We start from the raw sequence: 23164 nt of genomic DNA on the forward strand, positions 1-23164 counted from the left end.
GTAAGCGGAATGGGCGCCGGTCACGGGCATGTGCTGTACCGCGAGACGGACTCGCCGGTGCACCGGCTCCCGCCCGAGGTCAAGATCGTGGCGATGGTGGTCTTCACCCTCGCCGTGGTGGCCACCCCACGCGACGCGTTCTGGGCCTTCGGCGCGTACGCCGTGCTGGTGGCGGCGGTGGCGGCGCTGGCCCGGGTGGGGCCGCGGTGGCTGCTCAGCCGGGCGCTCATCGAGCTGCCGTTCGTGCTGTTCGCCGTGGCGCTGCCGTTCCTCGGCGCTGGCGACCGGGTCGAGGTGCTGGGCCTGCGCCTGTCCGAGGATGGGCTGCACGGCGCGTGGAACATCCTGGCCAAGGGCACCCTGGGTGTGCTCGCCTCGCTGCTGCTCGCCGCGACCACCACCACCCGGGACCTGATCGTGGGGTTGGACCGGCTGCACTGCCCGCAGGTGCTCACCCAGATCGCCACGTTCATGCTGCGCTACCTCGACGTGCTGGTGGGTGAAGCGCGGCGGATGCGGGTGGCCCGGATCTCCCGGGGCGACGACCCGCGCTTCCTGTGGCAGTTGCGCGGCTTCGCCGCCGGGATCGGGGCGCTGTTCCTGCGTGCCTTCGAGCGCGGCGAGCGGGTCTACCTGGCGATGCTGTCGCGGGGCTACACCGGGCGGATGCCCGCCGTGTGGCAGGGCGACGGTGCCGCGAGCGCCGGTCAGTGGCTGGTCGCGGCGACGGTGCCGGTGTTGGCGGCCTCCATCGCCGCCACCGCCGTCGTGCTGTCATGATCGGTGTCGTGCAGACCGCTCTCTCGCTGGACGTTCGGGGCGTTCGCTACGCGTACCCGGACGGGCACGTCGCCCTGCACGGGGTGGACCTGGCCGTGCCGCGTGGCGACCGGGTGGCGCTGCTCGGGCCCAACGGCGCCGGCAAGACCACGCTGGTGCTGCACCTCAACGGCATCCTCACCCCGACCGAGGGCAGCGTGAGCGTCGGCGGGCTCACCGTGACGCCGGATCGGGCCACCCTGGCCGAGGTGCGCCGCCGGGTGGGCATCGTCTTCCAGGACCCGGACGACCAGCTGTTCCTGCCCACGGTGGCGGAGGACGTGGCGTTCGGACCGGCGAACCTGGGTCTGCGCGGTGCCGAGTTGGCCGCCCGGGTGGACGAGGCGCTGGACGCGGTGGGGATGGGCGCGCACCGCGACCGGGCCCCGCAGCACCTCTCCTTCGGGCAGCGCCGCCGGGTGGCGGTGGCCACCGTGTTGGCCATGCACCCGGAGATCCTGGTGCTCGACGAGCCGTCCTCGAACCTGGACCCGGCCGCCCGTCGCGAGCTGGCCGAGATCCTGCGCGGCCTGCCGGTGACGCTGCTGATGGTCACGCACGACCTGCCGTACGCGGCGGAGCTGTGTGAACGATCGGTGATCCTCGACGGCGGCCGGATCGCCGCCGACGCCCCCACCAACACCCTGCTGAACAACACCCCCCTGCTAACCCAACACCGCCTGGAACTCCCCCAAGGCTTCACCCCACCCCCGTAACCCCCACCCTCCGCGATCTTGCACTTTCTGCCGCCACATATGCCGCAGAAAACCACATACCGGCGACACAAAGTGCAAGATCGCGGGGCGGGGCGGGGTGAGGGCGGGGTGAGGTTAGGGGTGGGTTGGGGTTGGGGTTTTGGGGGCGGCGTGGAGGCGGAGGACGCCGGCTAGCGTGGCGCCGGTGCCGGTGATCAGCACCAACGCGACCATGACCCGGGCGATCTCGGGTGGCCAGGGGACCGGGGCGACGGAGCGGGCGAACACTGCCGCGTTGGCCACACCGGCGAAGAGCGCCAGGCAGGCCCCGGCCAGCGCCACCACGAAGTCGGCGGCCGGTCGGCGGCTCAGCGCGTACCAGCCGGCGGCGATCGCACCCAGGCCGGTGAGCAACGACCAGATCTGCCCGGACAGCAGCCCGACCAGCATCCCGCCCACACCGTGGGCGCCCGCGTCCAACTCCCGCCCCACCGGGTATCCGACGGCCAGCGCGCCGCCCACCAGCAGCAGGGCGCCCAACGCGGACAACGCGCGACCGCCGGCGGGGGCGGCTGCGGCGACCAGGCCGAGCGCGCCCACCGCGAGCAGCCCCACGATGGTCACCGCCCACCAGGTGTACGCGTCCGGTGGCGGCACCCAGTCCAGCGTCCCGCCGATCGTCACGGGGTCGGCGCCGTCCCGCAGGGGGATCGTCCAGTCCCGGACCCGGTGCTCCTGGTCCGGTGCGGCACGTACCTGCGCGGGGGGCGCCGACTCCTGCCACAGCGCGCGCTGGTCGTGCCAGCGCACCGTGCTCCCGTCGGCGATCCGCCGCCAGGTCGGCGGGGCGGCCGGGTCGGCCTCGGCCGGGAGCGTGGTGTCCCCGGCGATGGTGCGGTTGAGGTAGGTGGCCGGGGAGCGGCTGTTCTCGAAGACCCCGTCCGGGCCGACCCGCAGGTACGGCTCGCCGGAGTAGCCGATGACCTCGATGGCGCGACCGGTGTCGTTGGTCAGCTCCAGTCGGGCGCCCGCCTCGACGACGCGTACCTCCAGCCCTGGCCGCTGCGGTGTGACCCCGGTGGTCCGGGTGCGGTAGTCGGTGCCGTCCGGCGCGTCCGCGCCGTGCGCGGCGGCGGGCGCCGCGGTGAGCAGCGTCGCCGCGAAGGCCGCGGTGGCGACCAGGCCGGCGCGAGCCAGCAGGGTACGGATCACTTGCCGGCCGCCGCCACCGCCGCGTTGAGGGCGTCCGGGGTGGGGTTCTCCAGGGGCTGGCCGTTGACCATGATGGTCGGCGTGCCGGTGACCTTGCTCCGGCTGGCCTCGTCGGTGACGTGGTCGGTCCACGTCCGGTACGTGCCGTCCTTGACGCAGCCGCCGAACGAACCCCGGTCGAGCCCCACACCGGCGCCGACGTCGATCAGCTCGTCGTTGCTGAGCCCGGCGCTGCCCTCCGGTGGCTGCTTCGCGAACAGCGCCTTGGCGTACTCCCGGAACTTTCCTCCGGCGGCGGCGCAGCCGGAGGCGGCCGACGAGCGGCTGGAGTAGTCGGTGGTGGAGAAGCGGTTGAGGTACGCGACCGGGTGGTAGACCACCTTCGCCCTGTTGTCGGTCACCAACTGCTCCAGGGTCGCCCCGCTGGTCTGCTCGAACTGGTGGCAGGCCGGGCAGATGAAGTCCTCGTAGACGTCGACGGTGACCGGCCCGCCGCCGGTGACGATGCCGGTGCCGGCCGCGTTGGCGCCGGGCGGGGTGGTGAACGTGTCGGAGCGCTGGTTGGACCAGACGACCCAGCCGACGACACCGGCGATGACCAGGACGACGACCGCCGCGGCGGAGACCCAGATCGTGCGGCGACGCCGCCGCTCGCGGGCGAGCTGCTCGCGGACCACCCGGGCGGCGTCCCGCTTCCCCTTGCGACTACTCATCCTCGTCCTCCACAGCGGGTTCGCCGGACAGCCACCCGTCCACCGATACCGGCGTACGTGGCCAGACCAGCAGAAATCCGGCCAGTACCAAGAATCCCAGGTCCCGGAGGATCTCCGGGAGGTAACTGGGTGCCTGCCCCTCGGCCAGTTGCCCGCCGCTGCCGAAGCAGCCGCAGTCGATGGCCAGCCCTCGTGCCCAGGCCGAGGCGATCCCCGCGACGAAGACCACCAGCAGCGCGGCCGACACCCCGGCGACGAGGCGGGTGGCCAGCCCGAGCAGCAGCAGCACGCCCAGCGCCAACTCGACGAAGGGCAGGGCCGCGCCGAGCACCGTCGCCACGTCGTACGGCAGCACCTGGTAGGCGTTGACGGCTCGCCCGGAGGCGGCGAGATCGCCGACCTTCGACGCGCCGGCGACGAGCCAGACGGCGGCGAGGCCGAGCCGTGCCGCAGTGCCGAGCCAGGGCCGGACGACAGGCCAACGGCCGACCCCGTGGGGAGGTGCAGTCACGCTCATTTGTCGTCCCGTCTCCGCCGGAAGTTCCCCGCTCAGCCGGCCAGGGCGTCGCCGACCGCCTCGACCAGCTCGTCGCGGGCCCGAGCGACCCGGGAACGGATGGTGCCCACCGGCACCCCTTCGACGGCGGCCGCCTCGGCGTACGACAGGCCGAGCAGTTGGGTGAGCACGAACGCGGCGCGCCGCTCGGCGCCGAGCCGGCGGACCAGGTCCGCGGCGCCGAACTGGCCGGCCGGGTCCGGGTGCGGGTGGTCGGTGTACGCGTTCGCGGCCAGCCGTTCGTCGAGCCGGCGGCGGCGGATCACCGTGCGCAGGTGGTCGGCGCAGGCCCGCCGGGCGATGCCGAGCAGCCAGGTGCGGGCGCTGGAGCGACCCTCGAACGCGGGCAGGGCCCGAAACGCCCGCAGGTACGTCTCCTGGGTCAGGTCGTCGGCGCTGTCCGTGTCGACAAGCGCGGCGGCGAACCGCCACACCTCCATCTGGGTCAGCCGGACGAGCGCCGCCTGGGCCCTCGGATCACCGTCGCGCGCGCTCAGCGCCCACTCGGTCGCCGGGTCCCGGACAGCCGCACCGCCCGGCTCTGCCGGGCCGGCGTTACCGGTGTCACGCGGGACGGGGATCACGACAGACCACGTTACGCGGCACCCGACGGAGCGTCACGGTCCTTCGGCTCCCGGATGGTCTGCACCACGTCGGGAACTTTTTCCCCGCGCGAGCCGACTACCTTCGCATGACACGCGATCCCTCCCGCGCGGCACGGGCGGCTGAGTAGAGTTGAGCCCTTTGCCCGACTCGGGTCGCCGATATCCACACCTGTCGGCGACCATGGCTGGCATGATTGTCGCCCCCCGCCGCTGGATCGCCCGGCTGGCTGCCGCCGCCGGCCTTCTGGTCACCGTCGTCGCCCTGTTGATCGCGCCAGCCACCCCGGCCAGCGCCCATGCGGTGCTGGAGAGCAGCAGTCCGGCCGCCGCCGCCGTGGTGTCGAGCGCGCCGTCCGAGGTGACCCTCCGCTTCAGTGAGTCGGTCCGCAAGGTTCCCGGCAAGATCAGGGTCATCGCGCCGGACGGTTCCCGCGCCGACCGGGGCGAGCCGTCCTTCGACGGCGGGGCCGTGAGCATCCCGGTGGACCCGGCCGGTGGGCGCGGCACCTACCTGGTCAGCTTCCGGGTGATCTCCGCCGACAGTCACCCGGTGTCCGGGGCGTTCACCTACTCGGTCGGTGCGCCCTCGACGCCCCCCGTCGACTCCGGCACGGACAGCCGCGCCAACCCGGTGGTGGGCACGGCGGTGAAGGTGGCTCGCTTCCTCGGTTACGCCGGCCTGGTGCTGCTGGTCGGGCCCGCGTTGGTGCTCGCCGCGCTGTGGCCGCGTCGGCTTCCTCGCCGGGGCCCGGCCCGGCTGGCCTGGATCGGCCTCGGCCTGGTGGCCGTCGCCACCCTCGCCGACCTGTGGTTGCAGGTGCCCTACACGGCCGGCGGTGGTCTCTTCGAGGTGACCGGCGAGGGGTTCGGCAGCGTGTTCGGCAGCGCCTTCGGTGCCGCCCACCTGATCCGACTCGGCCTGCTGGCAGCCTCCGCCTTCCTGCTCCGGCCGCTGTTGGCCCGCCCGGCCGGTCGGGCCGACGCGATCATCCTGGCCGTGCTCGGTGGCGCCGCCCTGCTGACCTGGCCGCTGGCCGGGCACCCGGCGGCCTCGCCGGCACCGGCGGTCTCCGTGGTGGTCGATGCGGTCCACCTGGGCAGCATGGCGGTCTGGCTGGGTGGTCTGCTGATGCTCGGCGGGTTCCTGCTGCGCCAGGCCGACGAACGGGAGTTGGGCGCCATCCTGCCCATCTGGTCGCGCTGGGCGGCGCTCGCCGTCTCGGCGCTGCTGCTGGCCGGCACCGTCCAGGCGCTGATCGAGGTGGCCACCCCGCAGGCGCTGTTCGACACCACGTACGGGCGGTTGCTGCTGGCCAAGATCGGGCTGTTCGCGCTGGTGATCGCCGTGGCCGCGTACTCCCGGCACCTGGTGCGTCGGCGCATCGCCGCGCAGCGCCCGGCACCGGTACGCCGGGCGGTCTGGGTGGAGTTGGCCGTCACCGTGGTGGTGCTGGGCCTGTCCGCCACGCTCGTGCAGACCACGCCCGCCCGCACCGCGGTGGCCGGGCCGTCCAGCACCGAGGCCGGCCTCTTCAGCACCAGGCTGTCCAGCCCGCTCTTCTCCATGCAGGTCGAGGTGAGCCCGGCCGAGCGGGGCAACAACTCGGTGCACCTGTACGCGTACGGCAAGGACGACCAGCCGCTGCCGGTGGTGGAGTGGAAGGCGACCGCCGCGCTGCCCTCGGCCGGGATCGAACCGATCGATGTCCCGTTGCTGCCGTTGACGGACAGTCACGCCTACGGCGACATCAGCCTGCCGGCCGCCGGCGACTGGCAAATCAAGATCACCGCTCGAACCACAGACATCGACCAGGCCACGGTGACCGCCACCGTGCCCATCCGTTAGAGAGGTTCGCAAAACCCATGATCCGATTCCGGCGTACCGCAGGCGCTGCCGCCGCCCTGGCGTTCACCGCCGCCGCCACCGCTGTGCTCGGCTTCGCCGGACCGGCGTCCGCGCACGTCACGGTCAACCCGAAGGAGGCGGCCCAGGGCGGGTACGCCCGGGTGGCGTTCCGGGTGCCCAACGAGAGTGACAGCGCCTCGACCACCAAGTTGGAGGTGACGCTTCCGGAGAACGCGCCGGTCGGCTCGGTGTCGACCATGCCGGTGCCCGGCTGGACGGTGGCGACCGAGAAGCGCAAGGTGGACCCGCCGATCGAGGTGCACGGCAGCCAGCTCACCGAGGCGATTTCCAAGATCACGTGGACGGCCACCGGCGACGCGGCGGTGAAGCCCGGCCAGTTCCAGGAGTTCCCCGTCTCGCTGGGGCCGCTGCCGAAGGTCGACTCGATGGTCTTCAAGGTTCTGCAGACGTACTCGGACGGCGAGATCTCGCGCTGGATCGACCCGCCGGGGGCCGGCGGTGAGGAGCCGGAGCACCCGGCGCCGGTGCTCGCCCTGGCCGCCGCCGGGGCGCCGGCGAGTTCGGCCACGCCGGGCGCCGCAGCCGTTGCGTCGCCCGACGGCGACGATGACGACGAGGGCAACGGGCTCGCGGTCGGCCTCGGTGTGGCCGGCCTTGTCGCCGGCCTGGCTGGTCTGGCGCTGGGCGGTCTGGCATTCTCCCGGACCCGTCGGGAGCCGGTCGCCAAGTCCTGACCCGTCCCGCACACTGGCCCGCCGGAGATCATCCGGCGGGCCAGTGCAGTTTCCGTAGCCGGATCTGACCGTGCCGTGGATATCCCCTGATCACGGCACCTACGTCGGTAAGGTCGGCCGGGTATCTGGCTACGGAGGGAGACGGTGCGAATGCGTGTCGTGCGGGCGATCGTCGGTGTGCTGCTGTTGGTCTTGGGGATTCCGGCGCTGATCGCCGGTGGCGCGTTGTGGTTGGTGACCCGACACGTCGACCCCGGTGGGGCCTTCGCCGCCCGCTTCGAGACGGTCCGCACGCCCGGTCACGCGGTGGTGGTCACCGACCTCGACCACCTGCTGCGCCAGGAGGCGCCGTTCGCGCGTACCGGGCAGACCCGGCTGCGTCTGGACGCCCGCACCTCGGATGGCCCGGCCTTTGTCGGGCTCGCGCCCACCGCCGAGGTGCGGACCTGGCTGGAGCCGGTGCCGCACGACGTGGTCCGCCGGGTGGCGCTGGCCCAGGGCCCGCTGCCGGTCCGGCTGGACCCGGCCGGTGCCGTTGCCGGCGGCCCGGTCGATCCGGCCGCCGTGGTGCCGGTCGGCTCGCCGGGTCGGCCGTCCTGGGTGCGTCAGGGCATCGGTTCACTCCAGTGGAGTGCGGACGACCTCGCCGGTGAGCCCATGAGCCTGGTGCTGATGCGCCCCGACGGCCGCGCCGACCTGTCCCTGGACCTGCGGGCCGAGTTGCGGGCGGGGTGGATCGGCCCGGCCACCGGAGGTCTGCTGGCCGCCGGTGTCCTGCTGGTGGTGTGCGCTCTGCTGCTCCTGCTGCGACCGCTACGCCCGCGCGAGGTGATCTTCGTGGTGGAGCCGGATCAGGTGCCGGTGCTCGCCGGTCGGCTCGGGGTCACCTCGCTGAGTGGCCTGGGGGCCGAGGCCCCCCGGGCGACCTCGCCGTTTCCGGCCGTACGGCAGCTCACCATGGTCGGCTCGGGTGCGGGGGAGCGGCGTCGGGCGTCGATCGGCGCAGCCCGGTCGGCCATGCTCGACGACCGGGAGGAACAGGCCCCGGCGCCTCGACCGGCGGCGGCGACGCTGAGCCTCGCGTGGCCGCCGGCCGGCGGGGCCCGACCGGTGGCAGCCGACGAAACGGCGGGTGGCCCTCCACGCTGCCGACGCGGAGGGCCACCCTCACCGGGGGATCGGTGCTACCCGAGCGGTGCTTGAGGTAGATGAGCCCAGATTAGCGTCGGTAGCGACTACTGGGTAGATCTGTCCATTTGGTGCGATTTTTCCTCAAGGTGCGGTTGGTCGGTGCGTGAGCGGCGGCCCGAGCGCACCGGCAGCGCCACCAGTAGCAGCAGGCTGAGCAGCACGTACGTGTTCTGCACCACGAAGTCCATCGGGTCGTGCGTACGGATCGATCCCGCGCCCCATTTCTGGAACGTCACCACGCCGTAGATGATCACGGGGGTGATGCCCAGCGCGAGCCCGGCCGACCACCGACGGCGGCGTACCTCGTCCGGGCGGTCGGCGCTCAACGCCGCGTCGGCGAGCAGCACCACCGCCGGCACGAACCAGTAGATGTGGTGGGTCCAGGTGATCGGGCTGGCCAGGGAACCGACCAACCCGGTCAACGTCAGGCCCGTCAACGCGTCACCGGCCCGCGCCGCGCGGGCGGCCCGCCACAGCCCGTAGCCGGCGACCGCGATGACCACCAGCAGCCAGAGCAGTCGGTCCGGCTTCTCCGGTGCGGTGAACCGACTGAGCAGGCCGAACAACGACTGGTTGCCGACGATGTCGGTGCGCCCGACCCGGTCGGTGGTCCACAACTCCTGCGTCCAGAACCGCCACGAGTCGCTCGGGGCGATCGCCGCCGCGAGCAGGGTCGCCGCCGCCGCTGTCGCACTCGCCACCGCGGCGGCCCGCCACCGCCGGGTGGCCAGCAGGTACACGATGAAGATGCCGGGGAAGAGCTTGAGCGCCGTCGCCAGCCCCACGCCGACCCCGGCCCAGCGACGCGCCTGCGGTACGGCGAACAGGAGGTCGGCCAGGATCAGCACGACCAGCAGCATGTTGATCTGCCCGAAGGTGATCGTTTCGCGGGTGCTCTCCACGGCCAGCACCAGCAGGACGGCGAGGATCAGGGTGAACGTTCGCGGTAGGCCGTGCCGGGCGATGACCGGCAGCACCAGCCAGCGGGTGGTCAGCACCACGGCCAGCACGGTGAGCACCGTGAAGATCGCCACGGTGACGCCGAGCCGCAACAGGCCGAACGGCCACAGCAGCAGCGCGCTGAACGGCGGGTAGGTGAAGTACAACTCGCCCTGCACCCGGTCGGGCTGGACGTAGTCGTAGAGCGGGTGGCCCGCGCGCCACCAGTCGACCGCCGACATGTAGATCTTGAGATCGAGGAATTTGTGGTTCAGACCCCGCAGGTAGAGCGCTGGCAGCACGGCGAAGACGGCCACCACCGCGACCAGGCGACGGACCGTACGGCCGCCGGGATCGTCGTCGGTGACGGCGGGCGGTGCGACGGGTTCTGCTGGCACCCCGAAACCCTAGCGGGCTGGCCCGCCGAGAGCGCGCAGCCACGTCCCATGGGCTGCGCGTAGGCTGTGCCGGTGGCTGATCTCCTCGTCTGGATCGACTGTGAGATGACCGGGTTGGACCTTGGCAGGGACAAACTGATCGAGGTTGCGGCACTGGTCACCGATCCTGACCTCAACGTGCTCGGTGATGGCGTCGACGTGGTGATCCACGCGGACGAGACGGCGCTGGAGGGGATGCCGGAGGTCGTGCGGACGATGCACGCCAAGTCCGGTCTCACCGACGAGGTCCGCCGTTCGGCGGTCACCCTCGCCGAGGCGGAGGACCTGGTCCTGGAGTACGTCCGCACCTTCGTCAAGGACCCGCGGACGGCACCGCTGTGCGGCAACTCGATCGCCACCGACCGGGGCTTCATCGCCCGGGACATGCCGCGCCTCGACGCGCACCTGCACTACCGGATGATCGACGTCTCGTCGATCAAGGAACTCTGCCGTCGCTGGTACCCCCGCGTGTACTTCGGCCAGCCGCAGAAGGGCCTCGCGCACCGGGCGCTCGCCGACATCCGGGAGAGCATCCGGGAGTTGGAGTACTACCGGCGCACGGTCTTCGTCCCGCTGCCCGGGCCGGACGTCGAGACCGCCAAGGCGATCGCCGCCGAACTCTGAGCCCGGCGAGCAGGGAACCCGCTAGACGTGATGCGCGGCGGTGTGGCTATTATTGGTCCGCACCCCGCCCGGGGCGATCGACCGGGCGACGGCGGCATGGTGGCTGTAGCTCAGTTGGCAGAGCACCGGGTTGTGGTCCCGGTTGTCGTGGGTTCAATTCCCATCAGTCACCCAGTTGGTTGTGCTGCTCAGGCCCCCTCTTCGGAGGGGGCCTGAGTCGTCATAGGGGACAGGTAGGGGAGGAAGCCCTCTCCGTCGGAGAGGGCTTCCTCGTGGGGCTCAGGCGGTCGGCGTGGGGGACGGGGTGCCGGAGCCGTCCGGGGTCGGGGCGGTGTCCGGATCGGCGGGCGGCTCGTACGGGAGGGCGCTGCCCTTGACGTACTCGTCCCAGCTCATGTTCCAGTCGGTCCAGCCGTTGCCGTTCTTCAGCCTGGTTTCGGTGCCCTTGACCGTGATCGGATCGCCGACCTGCGTGTTGTTGAACAGCCAGTTGCCGTTGGCCATCGACACGTTCACGCAACCGTGGGAGACGTTCACGCTGCCCTGCTGGCCCTCGGACCAGGGTGCCGCGTGGATGAACTCGCCGCCCCAGGTGAGACGCTGCGCGAAGTCAATCTTGGTGCGGTAGCCCTCCTCCGGGCCCAGCTCCTCGAACGTGTCGAAGACCGTCTTGCGCAGCTTCTCGATCACGACCATGGTGCCGCTGGACGACGGGGTGCTCTTCTTGCCCAGGCTGACCGGGATGGTCTTGATCACCGCGCCGTTGCGGGTCACCGTCATCCGCTTGGTCTTGTTGTCCACCGTCATGACCAGTGAAGGGCCGATCTTGATGTCCACGGCGAGGTCGGCGCGGCCGTACCAGCCCTCGCCCATCGGCAGGCCGCCGGCCCGCACCCGGTAGGAGACCTTGCTGCCGGTCTTCCAGAACTGCTTCGGCCGGTAGCGGATCTCGGTGGGGCTGACCCAGTGCCAGATGCCCTCCTGGGCCGGCGTCGAGGTCACCGTCATCCGGCGCTGCACGTCGTCGCGGTAGTCCTCCGGGATGTCCCGGCTGAACTTCACGATCAGCGGCATTGCGACACCGACCACCTGGTTGTCGCCGAGGAAGCTGCTCACCCGGACCTGGTTGTCGGGCTTGGCCATGGTGGTGAAGGTGCTGGTCGCGGTGGCCGGACGATCATCGTCGCCGATGGCGGTCACGGTCGCCGTGTAGCTCGTGCCGTACGCCAACGTGTCGGCCGGCAGCCACGTCTTGCCATCCGCGGCGAGCGCGCCCTCGACCGCCTTGCCGTCCGCGCCCTTGAGCTCGACGGCGGTCTTCACGGCGTCCTTCGTGGTGAAGGTGATGCCGGTCGAGGCCGGCACGTCCTTGGCGTCGGCCACCGGCTCGCTGATCGTCGCCGCGGCCTTCGGTGCCGGGCTCTCGCTGCCGCCGTGCCACGAGGACGGCTTGCCGCCGTCGCCGTCGGTGCAGGCGGCGGTGAAGGCCAGCGCCACGGCGAGGAACCCCGCCGCGAACACGCGACGTCGCCCACGGCGCCTGATCAGCTGATCCTGGCTAGCTCGCATGATTCCCTCACAGTCGTGGTCGCTGCCCCATCGTCTCCTACTGACGCGCCAGAGCCGGCCCCGGTTGCCGAGGGTGAACCGAAACACGCCGATCATCCTGCCGGTTTTTTGCTACTATCCGGCGTTTCGTGAGCGTAGCTCGTCTCCACGCGGGGGGCGCTGGAGTCGCCGCGGCATCGTCGCCTCGCCGGAGTGCAAGGGTACGCGCCGGCCCGGCCATCGGCAGGGCCGGCGCGAGAGGGCCGACAGGGCTCAGAGAGCCGGGCCGGCACCACCACTGGGCACGGGTAGTGCGCTGCCCTTGATGAACGCCGACCAGCTCAGGCTCCACGCCGTCCAGCCGTTGCCGGCGGTGATCTTCCGCTCGGTGCCCTTCACCGTGATCGGGTCACCGATCCGCGTCTTCTCGAACAGCCACCGGGCGTTGGCCGTCGACACGTTCACGCAGCCGTGCGAGACGTTCTGTCGCCCCTGCACGTGCTCCGACCAGGGCGCGGCGTGGATGTACTCGCCACCCCAGGTGATCCGCTGGGCGTACTGGATGTCGGTGACGTAGCGGTTGGCCGGGTCCGGGTCGTCGCGGGTGTCGAAGACCGTGGCTTCCTTCTTCTCCATCACGACCATCGTGCCGCTGGACGACGGTGTGCTCTTCTTCCCGAGGCTCACCGGAATGGTGCGCACCAGCGCCCCGTCCTCGTACACGGTCATCTTCTTGTTGGCGTTGTCGACCTTCATCACCAACGACCGGCCGATCTTGGCGGTGGCCTTACGGTCCATGTCGCCGTACTTGCCGTTGCTCAGCGGCACCCCGGCCAGCGCGATCCGCACCGAGATGGTCGTGCCGGGCTTCCAGTACTCGGGCGCCCGGTAGTACGCCTGCGTACCGTTGTCGACCCAGTGCCAGGCCCCGGGCTGCGGCGGGTCGGTACGGACGAACATCCGCTTCTGCACCGCCGCCCGGTCCTTCTTCGGGATGCCCGGGTGGAACTCGGTGACCACCGGCATGGCCACGCCGTAGCTCTTGTCGTCGAAGAGGTACAGGCCGGACCCGATTGTCGACTTCGGCTTGGCCATCGTGGTGAAGGTGCTGGTGCCCTGGCTGCTCGTGCCGTCGGCCGCGCTCGCCGTCACCGTTGCGGTGTAGCGGGTGCCGAACTTCAGCGGGGCGGACGGCACCCAGGCGGAACCGTCGGTGCGCAGCTTGCCCTCCACCGTGCCCCCGCCGGCCGCGGTCAGGGTGACCGCGGAAACCTTGCCGCCGTCCGGGAGTTTCGCGCTGATCTCCGTGCTCACCGGCCGGTTGTTCGCGCCGTCGGCCGGGCTCAGCGCAAGCGTCGGCCCGCTCGGCGCGCTCGGCGTGGCCGCCGTCGAGGGCGCGGACGAGCCAGATGCGGCGCCCGCGTCTGCCGTCGGCGTCCCGCCGACGAATGTCGGCTCCTTCTGCTTGTCGCCGCACCCGGTCAGTGCCAGCGACGCCGCCAGGGTCAGAGCGCCCACCACCGCCCCGGCTCGCGTGAACCGTGTCATCCCCACCTCTGTTCTCGCGTACCTGGCGGACATCGTGCCGCATCACCGCCGCAACCCACGCCCCCGAGTTGAGCGAGCTGGCCGGTTTGGTGGTTTTCGCCCGCAAAGCTCGACCGAAGGGGGGACCTGGGTAACCGGATTGGAGCCCGCCTTGCGGGGGTGCTAATGTTTTCTCCGTTGCCGAACGAGCGCCGCTAGCTCAACTGGCAGAGCAGCGGACTCTTAATCCGCGGGTTCGGGGTTCGAGTCCCTGGCGGCGCACCAGCATAACTCAGGGGACATAGCCGGTCGGCTATGTCCCCTGAGTCGTCGGTGGGGCCGTGGATGGCCCCCCGTCGCGCTGGAGGAAGCCGTCGAGGCCATCGCCGCAGCCGTCCGGCTGCGGGTCGGGGGGCAGGGCGAACCCGCAACGCAGCCACACCTCGAACACGGGGGCAACAACAGCGAGGTCGACCTCTCCGAGACCGCCCAGGTCGGCCCAGAACACCGGGCCCTCGCCACCGTCGCACTCCGGCAGGGATTCCCGGCAGTCCACGACCCCAACCCGACACCCCGGGGGCCAACGCCGTAGCCAGACCCGCGGCCCGGGGCCTGTCCCGACCCGCCAGGACGCAGAACCAGCGGCTACTCGGTGAACACCTTCACCGAGTCGGGGCTCCCGCCGTTTCGGTTGACGGCGACGAAGAAGTCGCTCCCCACGTGGGTGATGTCTTCGATCTCGTCGGTCAGGTTGTTACCCGGAATGCCGATGTCGCTCTCCACATCGCCCCCGGACCAGTTGTACTGGTACACCCAGTTCCATCCGGTGTCGGGCGTGGAGGTGTTGATCGACCTGGTGTTCCAGATGTAGTTTTCCGAGCAGTCGATGCCCTGGTCGGAACGATTATCGTGACTCGTCAGGTTGCTCTTCACCAGCGTCCAGCCACTCGTCAACGAACCGGCACCGGGATGGGTCCACAATTTACCCAACCGTCGGGCTGCATATTTGCCGGCGCCGCCGGCCGCCGTCGCGCTGTAGCAGAGGCCACTGATGTTTCCGATCGGCAACTGGACCACCTCGGTCGTGCCGACAGACCCGTTGGCGTTCAGGTGCACGATCGTCACATCGTCGCTCGGAAATGCCGACTGACTTCCCTGGGTGGCGATCAGGGCCGGCCCCCGACCCAGGTAGTTCGCGTTGTAGGCGAGGTCGTTACCGTGGCCGAGCTGGGGCATGGGGGTGGGTGCCCCGGCGCAGGTCCAGCTGGCGCCGTCCCAGGTCGAGCCGTCGCGCAGCCATCGGGACAGGACCGGTTCCCCGGCGCTTCCCTTCGAGAAGATGATGTAGAGCTGGCCACCCGGCCCCGCCACCATGCCTTCCAGGACCGTGCGACCCGCTCGGCACGCACTGCTGTTCGGGATGTTCAGTCGTTCCGCCCCGCTCCGGTCCGTCGCAGCGTAGGCAGGAACCGGCGAGGCAGCAGCGATTGCGATGGAGAGCGCGAGCACGGACGCGACCCTTGACGATTTCATCATCTCAGTGTCTCTCCTCGGGGGTAGGCCGAGGCAGTGTAACAACTTCTGTCCACATGCTCCGGTCGCCTTTTTCCGAGGAACAGGGAGGTGGGCAATTGTGCGCGGAAATGCTCGAAGGCACCGACGAAGGACCGGCGCGGTGCCGGCGGGTGGCGATGCGCAGGCCCATGATGGTGTCGTTCATCCACGGCACCCGTTCGCGGTGCAGCCCGGCGGTCATCTGGTCCGCCCACACCTCGTACCGCTGCATGAGCGTCGACGCGCGGGAGCGCGCGCTGGTGACCAGGCAGCCGCCGAGCGGGTCACCGGGCAGGTCCGAGGCGTCGACGGCGGGCTCGCAGGGCAGCTTGAGGCTGACCTGGTCGCGGAGCGGGCGGCTGGGGTCGAGCGCGCACGGCGGGCTTCCGCACGCCGCGTAGGTGTCGCCCGCCCGGGCGTAGGCGTTGCTCACCTTGGCATCCGCCGGCATGTTCACCGGGATCTGGTACTGCCCGAACAGGTTCGCGGACAACACGTCGTCCGAGTCGAGGGCGTTGGGCAGACCCAACCGGGTGTACGCCTGGAGCAGCCGAGCCGTCGTGTTCATCTTGCTCAGGCGCGGCTGCGGTTCGCGGTGCTCGCAGGGTCCGTCGCGCTGGCGGCAAGCAGCCCCAGTTCGGCGACCTTGTCGGTGTTGCCGAGTTGGGCGTAGAGCGCCTGCGCGTCGACGAATGCCCGGTGGGCGGCGTACGCGTCGACGTGGAGGTACGCCTTTCCGAGGGTCGTCAGCGCAGCCGCCTGGAACGAGTGCCACCCGCGGGTCCGCCAGATGGCGACGGATGCCTCCAGGTGACGGATCGCGTGGGCCGGCCTGCCGTCGCGCAGCTCGATCTCGCCGAGGATCGCGTACGCCTCGGCGAGATGGTGCCTCATGTGGTAGCGGCGACTGAGCGTCAGAGCGGCCTCGGCCGTCTCCCGGGCGGTGCCGTCGCCGCGTTCCAGGTAGAGGCGGGCCAGGGCGAGGACGGTCAGCACCTCCGGGTAGTGATCGCGGTGCGCCCGGGAGATGGACAGGGACTCGTCGAGCATCCGCTCGCTGGTCTCGTGGTCACCGAGCTGCCGGTACGCGATCCCGAGGTACTGCAGGCCGGTGGCGACCCAGCGCATGTTGCCCAACGCGCGTGCGTTCTCCAGCGCGGCGAGGGCATGACCGATCGCGAGGTCGACGTGCTGCTGCTCGTAGTAGGCCATTGCCAAGGCGAGGTTGCTCCGTGCCTGACCGCCGAGGTGGTCCGACCGTTCGGCGAGGCTCAGCGCACGGGTCGCCATCGCTGTCGCCTCGGGGTAGGCGCCGCCGGCGCTCAGTGCCCACGAGTACATGACGGCGGCGTCGGAGGACCCCGCGTCGTGCCCGAGGGCGGTGAACATCTCCAGGAGATTGCGGGCCTGGATGCTGGAGCGGGCCATCGCGTCACCGTCGCGATCGTCGGTGATCCAGGTGGTCACGTCGAGCAGGCCGCGCAGCATGACCGCCTCGCCCAACCGGTTGCCGGCGTTGCGGCAGACCGCCATCGCCTCGGTGTTGAGGCTTGTCCACTCGGTGTACCTGCCGCGCAGGTCGAAGTATTTCTCCAGACAGCCGGCCAGGTCGAACGCCAGGTCGTCCAGGCCGAGCCGGCACGCCTGGCGGACCCCGGCCTGGAGGGCGGCGCACTCGGCGTCGAACCAGTCCGCGGCGGCGACGCGCTCGGCGTAGTCGTCTGCCCAGTCGAGTGCCGTGTGCGGTGCCCGGCCACTGATCGGCGCGTAGCAGGGACCCGGGATCCACCTGGCCATCCGCCGTGCCAGTGCGAGCCAGCCGCCCAGCCCGCGCTGCACCGCCTGCGCCCGCTCGTCGGGCTCGACCTCCAGCTCGGCGCACCTGGCGGCGAAGAGCCTGGTCAGGTCGTGGAACCGGTATCGGGTCTGCCCGGCGGCGTCGAGCCCGTCCACGACAAGGAGTTGGGCGTCGACAAGCGCCTCGGTGTGCTCGACCGAACGCTCCGGGGGGCACCCGAGCACCGCGGCGGCCAGGGTCGCGGAGAAGTCCGGTACGTCGAAGAGGCCGAGCAGCCGAAACAGCCGCTGCGCCTCCGGTGTCAGGCCGCGGTAGCTGATGGCCAGCGAGGCGCGCACCGTCAGATCGCCCGTGACCAGCCAGTCCAGGCGCCGCTGTTCGTCGTCGAGCTGCTCGACGAGATGCGCGAGCTGCCAGGTCGGCCGCGCGGCCAGTCGCGCCCCCGCGATGCGCACCGCGAGGGGCAGGTATCCGCACAGCTTCACCAGGTCGGCGGCCGCCGTGGGCTCGCCCACCACCCGTTCGTCGTCGGCGAGCCGGGCCAGGAACTCGACAGCCTCGGTGGCGGAGAGGACGTCCAGGTCGATCCGCCGGGAGCCCTCGATCGCGGTCATCCGCGCGCGACTGGTGACCAGCACGGCACACGGAGCGGCCCCGGGCAGGAGGGACCGGACCTGCCCCTCGGAGACCGCGTTGTCCAACACCACCAGGACCTTGCGGTTGGCCGTCCGGGTCCGGTACGCCTCGGCGCGTTCCGCCGGGGAGGCCGGGATGGCGCGGTACGGCATGCCGAGTGCCCGCAGGAACCGGGCCAGCACCTCGGCCGGGTCCACCGGGCTGGCATCGGCGTTCGTCAGGTTGGCCCAGAGCTGACCATCCGGGTACGCGGCCCGGACCAGGTGCGCGACGTGCGTCGCGAGTGCGGTCTTGCCCACCCCGCCCATCCCGGCGATGGTGGTCACCGGCAGGGCGGCGGGTGCGTTGCCTTCGTTGCGTTCGTCGGTCAACCGTTGGGTCAGCGCTGTGACCTCGGCGGCGCGCCCGGTGAAGTCGGCGATGTCCGGTGGAAGCATGGCCGGTGACGGCCAGGCCGGCTCGGCGGCCGCCAGGTCGGCGCCCTCGTCACGGGCCCCACCGCCCACCACCTGCGTGGCGTTGACCGCCAGCGCGTTGCGCTCCCGCACCCAACGGGCGATCGACGCCTCGTCCAGGCCGCAGGCCCGCGCGAACGTCACCACGAATTCGCGTCTCGGCAGACTGGTCCGGCTCAGCACCGAGGCGATCGTGCCGAACGGAAGCGCATCCCCGGAGGCGGTGGCTTTGGCCGCCAGTTGTCGATAGGTCAGCCCGGACCAGAGGCGCAACTGCCGCAGCGCGCCGACGAACTCCATTGGTGTGGCCGTGCCTTCAGGTGCCGGTGGCCTACCGTAAAGGTCGGGCTCCATCTGCTGATCTTCCCCGAATTGTCGACCAGGCGCACCCGCTGGCCTCGCCCGGCGGTGTCAAGGTGCGCCTCTGTGACCAACTCTCGGAGCTGCACCGGAGTGCGTCAACGAGGAGTCGCGAGGTTTGCTGAAATCTTGAGCACAAGGGAGCCGCCAAGGCCGGGCATGCCTGACTGCTCGTGCGCGAACCCTTACCGTACAGGCGATCCGGGCCTCTGCCGCCTCGTCGCTGACGTCGGCCTGGATGCTGGGTCAGGGCAGGTCAGGTGAATCTCGCACAATCGCAAACACTTCCCAGCTCGCAGGGCGGAACAAGACGCCGGATTCGGCTCTGGTCCGCGAATGATATCGAACCTTGCGCTCAAGGTAATTGACGCAGCTCGGCCGTCAATCGGCCTTTCGGTGTGTAGTGGAGGCCGACCAACCATCCCAGGCCGACCCGCCGCCGCGGTAGCGGATGCGCGGTCCGGTCGAGGTCCGCAGTGCCGGCGGTGGATAGCGATTCGTCCGTGCGCTTCACCGTAGCCAGCGGACGCGTTCCTCGACCTCGCGGATCGCTTTTCGCCACACCGTGCTGGCCTGCGCTCCTTGCTGAGACGCGAGGTGGCGGCGTGCGGCCCACCCGGCCAGCGGCCGGTCCGCGATCCGGAACAGATTGTCGAGCTGATCCAGGGGTGAGCCCGCGGCCAGCAGGTTCAGCACGTCGTCGAGGCGGAACGCCTCCGCGATCTCGCCAACGACGTCCCGGTGGGCGATGAACAGTGCCGGCACCCACTGCGCTGGCGGGAAGCGCAGGCTGTGCAGGATGAGGTCGAACTCGTAGAAGTGTTCGTCGTCGGGCTCGAAGGAAGTGTCACCGATCCGGTCCAGAAGGCTCTCCCAGCCCGGAACGCCGGACAGCTCATGTGCCTCGACCCGGGCCAGATACGTGCGCATCGAAGCGACGGATCTGAACAGGAGGAGGTGACCCTGGGTGCCGGGGAAGGCTGCCTCGGTTCGCTGGTCGTCGAGATAGGCGCGAAGGGTGTAGCCGATTTCGCCGTACCGCAGGGTGATCGCCACGGGATGAGCGCTGGTCGCCGTGTCCCACGGTGAACCCTGCCGCTGGCTCGCGCCGTCGCATCGAGGGTGCGTCCACCGTGCCCTGGGGTGCTCGCGTTCGCGGGTCTCGCGTTCACGATCCTGACGTTCCTTACGCAGACGCTCGGGATCCTGCCGTTCGCGGGCTTCGCGTTCGCGGGCTTCGCGTTCGCGGTCCTGGCGTGCACGGGCCTGCCGCTCTCGGTTCTGTCGTTCGCGGTCCTGCCGCTCTCGGGCCTGGCGTGCACGGCCCTCACGCTCATGGGCGTCGGTCAGGTGCTTGTACGCCGCGTTGATCCGCTGCATCTGCCGGGTCACCTCGGCGCGGACACTCTCCGGGCTCGACTGATGCCGGTCCGGATGCCAGATCTGCACGAGAACGAGGTAGCGCTCCCGAATCTCCGCGACCGACGAATCGCGTGTCACGCCGAGGAGAGTGTACGGATCCTGTCCGTCAGAGGGCATGGATTGCACCGGATCTCATGGCTGATCGGGTCACGCACACCGCGGCGATGCTAACAGCACCGTCGAATGCGTTCGTGCCCGTCGCAGTGAGCCGCGGCGGCCCTGGGCGAGGGAATGGCTGCCTCGCCGAGACCCGCGAGGGCTCGGGGCAGTGCGCCGGGGTGGATTGGCCGGGGTATTGCCCGCTCATTTGTGGACATCTATAGTTGCGCGGATCACAACAATCATGGCCGTGGTGGTGCGGCCGGGTCGTCGAAGCGCTTCGACGATTCGTCGTTCAGGCCCGTCAGCCGGGTGTCGAGCCTGGCCACGCCGGTCGGGGCGCCCACTGGGCGTCTGTCGTACGACATGAGGAGAAGCAAATGGGGAACAAGCGCCTTCGGCGCGGAATCGCCGTGCTCGCGCTCGTCCTGCTGGCCCTACCGGCCGTTCCCGGCACCGCCCTCGCCGAGCCCACCTACCCGTTCCGAGATCCGCACCTGCCGGTGAACGCCCGCGTCGACGACCTGCTCGGGCGGCTCACCCTGGACGAGAAGATCTCGTGGCTGCACCAGTACCAGCCGGCTGTTCCCCGGTTGGGCATCGGCCTGTTCAAGACCGGCACCGAAGCCCTGCACGGGGTGGCCTGGTCGACAGACATCGACAACAACGGTGCTGTCGTCAAGGCCCGCGGCACGTCCTTCCCCCAACCGGTCGGCATGGCGAGCACCTGGAACACCGACCTGATCAACCGGGTCGGCTCCGCCGTCGGCGACGAGGCGCGCGGCTACCACGCGCAGAACCCCCGGGTGTGGGGTCTCAACCTCTGGGCGCCGGTGGTCAACCTGCTGCGCGACCCCCGCTGGGGCCGCAACGAGGAGGGCTACTCCGAGGACCCGATGCTCACCGCCGCGATCTCCACCGCGTACGGCTCGGGCATGACCGGCGGCGACCCGAACCACCTGAAGAGTGCTCCGACCCTCAAGCACTACCTGGCCTACAACAACGAGATCCGGCGCGACGTCACCTCGTCGAACGTGCCGCCTCGGGTGCTCAACGAGTACGAGCGGGCCGCGTTCAAGCCGGCTCTCGCCGCCGACGCGGCAACCGGGGTGATGGCCGCGTACAACCTGATCAACGGGCGGCCCGCGACCGTGGATCCGGACCTGGCCACGGTGGTACGCGGCTGGACCGACCAGCCGCTGATGAACGTCACCGACGCCTGGGCGCCGAACAACCTCGTCGCCTCCCAGGGCTACTACGCCACCCAGGCCGAGGCCAACGCCGCGATCATCAAGGCCGGCCTCAACAGCTTCATCACCGACGACACCAACGCCCAACCGACGGTGACGGCCATCAAGCAGGCGCTGGCGACCGGCCTGCTGACCGAGGCGGACATCGACGCCCGGATCCGGGAGATCCTGAACGTGCGGTTCCGACTGGGTGAGTTCGACCCGGGCGGTGGTCGCTACGGGGGCATCACCCCGGACGTCATCAACAGCCCGGAACACCAGCGGCTGGCCCGGCAGGCCGCCGGCGAGGCGATGGTGCTGCTGAAGAACTCCCGACAGGCACTTCCGCTGGACCCGACCCGGACCCGCAAGGTGGCAGTGCTCGGTCCGCTGGCCGACACCCTCTACACCGACTGGTACGGCGGCGACCTGCCGTACGAGGTGACGGCGTTCGACGGGATCCGCGAGCGGCTGGGCAACTCCGCAAGCGTCAACGCGCTCGACGGGGCCGACCGGATCGCCCTGAAGGACCCGGCGACCGGCCGGTACGTCACGGCCACCGGCACCACCGACGCCGATCCGGTCGCCGCCACCGGCACCACGGCATCGCCCGAAGCCCAGTTCGACGTGGTGGACTGGGGTCAGGACGTGGTGACGCTGCGCAACGCCGCCAACGGTCGCTACCTCGGCTACAACTGGGGGCCGTTCGTCACCCGCGACGCGCAACCGAACGGCTGGTACGTCCAGCAGCAGTTCAAGCTGGAGCCCCAGGACGGCGGCAGCGTGGTGCTGCGCTACGTCGGCTACGAGACCAAGGAGAGCTGGTTCGCCCCCGAGAAGTACGTCACGGTCGGCGACGACGGTGCGCTCAAGCTCGGCGCGTCCACCCCGGCCGCCGCGACCCACTTCAGCCGCGAGGTGATCAGCAGCGGAATCGACCGGGCCGTGGCGGCGGCCAAGGCGGCCGACACCGCCGTGCTGGTCGTGGGCAGCAACCCGTTCATCAACGGACGTGAGGCGCACGACCGCACCTCCACGGCCCTGAGCGCCGGCCAGGAGGCGCTGGTCAAGGCCGTGGTCAGGGCCAACCCGCGTACCGTGTTGGTGCTCCAGACCAGTTACCCGGTCACCACGACGTGGGAACAGGAGCACGTCCCGGCGATCGTGTGGACCACCCACGCGGGTGCCGAGACCGGGCACGCCGTGGCCGACGTCCTGTTCGGTGACCGCAACCCGTCCGGCCGGCTCACCCAGACCTGGTACCGCTCCGACGGGCAACTGCCGCCTGACCTGCTGGAGTACGACATCATCTCGTCCGGGCAGACCTACCTGTACAGCACCGCGAAGCCGCTCTACCCGTTCGGCCACGGGCTGTCGTACTCCCGGTTCCGGTACGGCCAGGCGCGCACCGGCGACCGGCCGGTCGCGGCCGACGGCACCATCACGGTCAGCGTCGACGTGACGAACACCGGCAGCCGGGCCGGGGCCGAAGTGGTACAGCTCTACACCCACCAGCGCACCTCGCGGGTCAAGACCCCGAACCGTGCGCTCAAGGCGTTCCAGCGGGTGCAGCTCGCACCCGGGCAGACCAGGACCGTGACGTTTCGGGTGCCCGTCGCCGACCTGGCGCACTGGGACGTGACCCGCAGCCGGTGGGTGGTCGAATCGTCCACCCACGACCTGATGGTGGGCGCGTCCGCCGAGGACATCCGGGCCCGGGCCGCGGTGCGGGTGCGCGGTGAGACGGTTCCGGCCCGGGACCTGTCCCGGACCACCCGGGCGGAGAACTTCGACAGGTACGCCGGGGTTCGGCTTGTGGACGAGACGAAGGCCCAGGGTACGGCCGTTGGCGCCACCGCGGCGGGCCAGTGGATCGCGTTCGCCGGTTCGGCCCTGCGTCCGGGTGCCCACACCGTCACCGCGAAGGTCGCCAAGGCCGGCGCGGCCGCCGGCACGATCCAGGTGCGTCTGGACTCGCCCACCGGTCGACTACTCGGCACGGCGACCGTGCCCAGCACCGGCGACGACTACCGGTACGTCAGCGTCAGTGCCGAGTTGGCCCGCGCGGCCGGCACCCACGACGTGTACCTGGTGTTCGACTCGCCGCTGCGGCTCGCCGACTTCTCCATCAGGTGACCGGAGCC

18 protein-coding genes and 2 tRNA genes are annotated in these 23164 nt (G+C 70.8%); 9 read left to right on the forward strand and 11 right to left on the reverse strand.

Annotated features, from left to right (window positions below; genetic code table 11):
- Window positions 1–9 precede the first annotated feature (9 nt).
- A complete protein-coding gene (cbiQ, locus tag ACGFIW_RS00085; RefSeq protein ID WP_393309979.1) occupies window positions 10–780 on the forward strand; it encodes a cobalt ECF transporter T component CbiQ in 771 nt (256 codons plus the stop codon).
- The gene (locus ACGFIW_RS00090; protein WP_393309981.1) at window positions 777–1535 is read left to right on the forward strand and encodes an energy-coupling factor ABC transporter ATP-binding protein; all 759 of its coding nucleotides are present in this window, start codon (window positions 777–779) and stop codon (window positions 1533–1535) included. Before cbiQ ends, ACGFIW_RS00090 begins: the two co-directional genes overlap by 4 nt.
- Window positions 1536–1649: 114 nt before the next feature.
- Here ACGFIW_RS00090 and ACGFIW_RS00095 read toward each other — a convergent pair whose 3' ends face one another.
- Genes ACGFIW_RS00095 through ACGFIW_RS00110 form a run of 4 tightly spaced genes read right to left on the reverse strand, consistent with a single transcriptional unit; the run spans window position 1650 to window position 4579 of the window.
- Window positions 1650–2726: a hypothetical protein gene (locus ACGFIW_RS00095; RefSeq protein ID WP_393309983.1), complete on the reverse strand. Its 1077-nt coding sequence runs from the start codon at window positions 2724–2726 to the stop codon at window positions 1650–1652.
- Window positions 2723–3439 carry a DsbA family protein gene (locus ACGFIW_RS00100; RefSeq protein WP_393309985.1) on the reverse strand — a complete coding sequence of 239 codons (717 nt, stop codon included), beginning with the start codon at window positions 3437–3439 and terminating at the stop codon, window positions 2723–2725. Before ACGFIW_RS00100 ends, ACGFIW_RS00095 begins: the two co-directional genes overlap by 4 nt.
- Window positions 3432–3956 (reverse strand): MauE/DoxX family redox-associated membrane protein, encoded by a 525-nt coding sequence (locus ACGFIW_RS00105; protein WP_393309987.1) that lies wholly within the window; start codon window positions 3954–3956, stop codon window positions 3432–3434. The genes ACGFIW_RS00100 and ACGFIW_RS00105 overlap by 8 nt, the downstream gene beginning before the upstream one ends.
- 32 nt (window positions 3957–3988) lie before the next feature.
- Entirely contained in the window at window positions 3989–4579 is a 591-nt protein-coding gene (locus ACGFIW_RS00110; RefSeq protein ID WP_393309989.1) for a sigma-70 family RNA polymerase sigma factor, read from the reverse strand.
- Window positions 4580–4781: 202 nt separating this feature from the next.
- Here ACGFIW_RS00110 and ACGFIW_RS00115 point away from each other — a divergent pair, with 202 nt between their 5' ends.
- The 3 genes from ACGFIW_RS00115 (at window position 4782) to ACGFIW_RS00125 (ending at window position 8404) form a co-directional block, all read left to right on the forward strand.
- Window positions 4782–6446: a copper resistance protein CopC gene (locus ACGFIW_RS00115; protein ID WP_393309991.1), complete on the forward strand. Its 1665-nt coding sequence runs from the start codon at window positions 4782–4784 to the stop codon at window positions 6444–6446.
- Between the two features lie 17 nt (window positions 6447–6463).
- Window positions 6464–7201: a YcnI family protein gene (locus tag ACGFIW_RS00120; protein ID WP_393309993.1), complete on the forward strand. Its 738-nt coding sequence runs from the start codon at window positions 6464–6466 to the stop codon at window positions 7199–7201.
- 150 nt (window positions 7202–7351) lie between these two features.
- Window positions 7352–8404: a hypothetical protein gene (locus ACGFIW_RS00125; RefSeq protein ID WP_393311202.1), complete on the forward strand. Its 1053-nt coding sequence runs from the start codon at window positions 7352–7354 to the stop codon at window positions 8402–8404.
- 32 nt (window positions 8405–8436) lie between these two features.
- Here ACGFIW_RS00125 and ACGFIW_RS00130 read toward each other — a convergent pair whose 3' ends face one another.
- Complete coding sequence (locus ACGFIW_RS00130) at window positions 8437–9729, reverse strand: glycosyltransferase 87 family protein (protein WP_393309995.1); 1293 nt, start codon at window positions 9727–9729, stop codon at window positions 8437–8439.
- A 66-nt stretch (window positions 9730–9795) separates the two neighbouring features.
- On the opposite strand from ACGFIW_RS00130, the gene orn reads away from it, so the two are divergent.
- Window positions 9796–10392, forward strand: coding sequence for an oligoribonuclease (gene orn, locus ACGFIW_RS00135; protein ID WP_393309998.1), 597 nt, complete (start codon window positions 9796–9798; stop codon window positions 10390–10392).
- Between the two features lie 99 nt (window positions 10393–10491).
- A tRNA-His gene (locus ACGFIW_RS00140) sits at window positions 10492–10564 on the forward strand.
- A 107-nt stretch (window positions 10565–10671) separates the two neighbouring features.
- Here ACGFIW_RS00140 and ACGFIW_RS00145 read toward each other — a convergent pair.
- Together ACGFIW_RS00145 and ACGFIW_RS00150 are read right to left on the reverse strand one after the other, a co-directional pair.
- Window positions 10672–11961 carry an Ig-like domain-containing protein gene (locus ACGFIW_RS00145; RefSeq protein ID WP_393310000.1) on the reverse strand — a complete coding sequence of 430 codons (1290 nt, stop codon included), beginning with the start codon at window positions 11959–11961 and terminating at the stop codon, window positions 10672–10674.
- 252 nt (window positions 11962–12213) lie between these two features.
- Window positions 12214–13488 (reverse strand): Ig-like domain-containing protein, encoded by a 1275-nt coding sequence (locus tag ACGFIW_RS00150; RefSeq protein WP_393310002.1) that lies wholly within the window; start codon window positions 13486–13488, stop codon window positions 12214–12216.
- A gap of 188 nt (window positions 13489–13676) precedes the next feature.
- Between ACGFIW_RS00150 and ACGFIW_RS00155 the strand changes: the two genes are divergently transcribed.
- Window positions 13677–13752, forward strand: a tRNA-Lys gene (locus ACGFIW_RS00155).
- A gap of 360 nt (window positions 13753–14112) precedes the next feature.
- Here the strand turns inward: ACGFIW_RS00155 and ACGFIW_RS00160 are convergent.
- The 4 genes from ACGFIW_RS00160 to ACGFIW_RS00175 form a co-directional block, all read right to left on the reverse strand.
- Window positions 14113–14976 carry a hypothetical protein gene (locus ACGFIW_RS00160; protein ID WP_393310004.1) on the reverse strand — a complete coding sequence of 288 codons (864 nt, stop codon included), beginning with the start codon at window positions 14974–14976 and terminating at the stop codon, window positions 14113–14115.
- Between the two features lie 28 nt (window positions 14977–15004).
- The gene (locus ACGFIW_RS00165) at window positions 15005–15589 is read right to left on the reverse strand and encodes a hypothetical protein (RefSeq protein ID WP_393310006.1); all 585 of its coding nucleotides are present in this window, start codon (window positions 15587–15589) and stop codon (window positions 15005–15007) included.
- A gap of 5 nt (window positions 15590–15594) precedes the next feature.
- Entirely contained in the window at window positions 15595–18264 is a 2670-nt protein-coding gene (locus ACGFIW_RS00170) for an ATP-binding protein (protein ID WP_393310008.1), read from the reverse strand.
- Window positions 18265–18780: 516 nt separating this feature from the next.
- Window positions 18781–19809, reverse strand: coding sequence for a DnaJ domain-containing protein (locus ACGFIW_RS00175; protein ID WP_393310010.1), 1029 nt, complete (start codon window positions 19807–19809; stop codon window positions 18781–18783).
- Between the two features lie 362 nt (window positions 19810–20171).
- Here ACGFIW_RS00175 and ACGFIW_RS00180 point away from each other — a divergent pair, with 362 nt between their 5' ends.
- On the forward strand, window positions 20172–23156 hold the full coding sequence (locus tag ACGFIW_RS00180) for a glycoside hydrolase family 3 C-terminal domain-containing protein (protein WP_393310012.1): 2985 nt from the start codon (window positions 20172–20174) through the stop codon (window positions 23154–23156).
- Window positions 23157–23164: the final 8 nt, after the last annotated feature.

This window comes from Micromonospora sp. NPDC048935 (assembly GCF_043197875.1).
In the GTDB taxonomy this organism is placed as follows: Bacteria; Actinomycetota; Actinomycetes; order Mycobacteriales; family Micromonosporaceae; genus Micromonospora.